The 979-nt window shown below is 50.5% G+C and carries 1 protein-coding gene; it reads left to right on the top strand.

Annotation, left to right across the window (positions count from 1 at the left end; all coding sequences use genetic code 11):
- Nucleotides 1-176 precede the first annotated feature (176 nt).
- Nucleotides 177-896, top strand: a complete 720-nt coding sequence (locus LKK83_RS22325) for a GUN4 N-terminal ARM-like repeat domain-containing protein (RefSeq protein ID WP_324633570.1) — start codon at nucleotides 177-179, stop codon at nucleotides 894-896.
- Nucleotides 897-979: the final 83 nt, after the last annotated feature.

Genomic DNA, 979 nt, shown 5'->3' with positions numbered 1-979 from the left:
AAGAGTGGCAGGCATTAGCCACAAATACTGCAAACCCATTCACAGAAAGGATGGTTACGCCTATGGTTGAAAGATTGACGGGGACTCAAGTCCCCCTGTCGCGTTTCCTCCCCGGTCTAAAGACACGGGGCTTCCACGCGAGCAAGAGGTTTACGTGAATTCCAAATTAAAGCCTTATGAATGAACCCACAAACTCCGCCGTTTCCGACGCCTCAATCGATCTTGCCGCGATTCGTTCCAAATTAAAAACCGCCCCCGAAAAAACTCAACTCAAGCTGATGCAACAACTCAGCGAAATCGGAGAAGCGGGATTAAACGTCATCAAAGAATCGTTGCAAGAGCAACGGGATAAACCCCCCAGTGCAGTGCAGGGAAAAGCCTATCAACTGTTGTTAAACAGCAATTCATCAGCGATCGCAGAATTTCTCGCTACCGAGTTTCCCACCGGCCTGGTCCCGGAGCGATCGGAAAACAACATCGACTATTCCGAACTCCAAAAGCTATTAGCCAAACAGGAATTTCAATCTGCCGACAAATTAACCCTGCAAAAGCTCTGCGAGAACGCCGGGCCGGATGCAGTGCAACGCAAATGGTTGTACTTCACCGAAGTCGATAAAATTCCCGTCACCGACTTGCAAACCATCGATACCCTGTGGCGAGTGTACTCCGAGGGCAAATTTGGCTTTTCCGTACAGCGAGAAATTTGGCTCGGCGTCGGGAAAAATTGGGAGAAGATGTGGCCGAAAATTAATTGGAAAGAAGGCAACATTTGGACCCGATATCCCGGCGGGTTTACCTGGGATTTGAGCGCGCCGCGCGGTCACTTGCCCCTGTCGAATCAGTTGCGCGGGGTGCGAGTTATTGAAAAACTCCTCACCCATCCCGCCTGGGAATAGAATCTGATGTCAGGGACTCCGTAGAAACCAACCCCATGTCTAAAGCCAGGGGCTTGTACTTCTAACCACCTGACCAGCCTAAA

Origin of the sequence: Phormidium sp. CCY1219 (assembly GCF_035615515.1) — a bacterium.
Classification (GTDB): domain Bacteria; phylum Cyanobacteriota; class Cyanobacteriia; order Cyanobacteriales; family Laspinemataceae; genus CCY1219.
The sequence above is the reverse complement of the archived record's forward strand: the minus strand, read 5'-3'. Positions and strand labels throughout refer to the sequence as shown.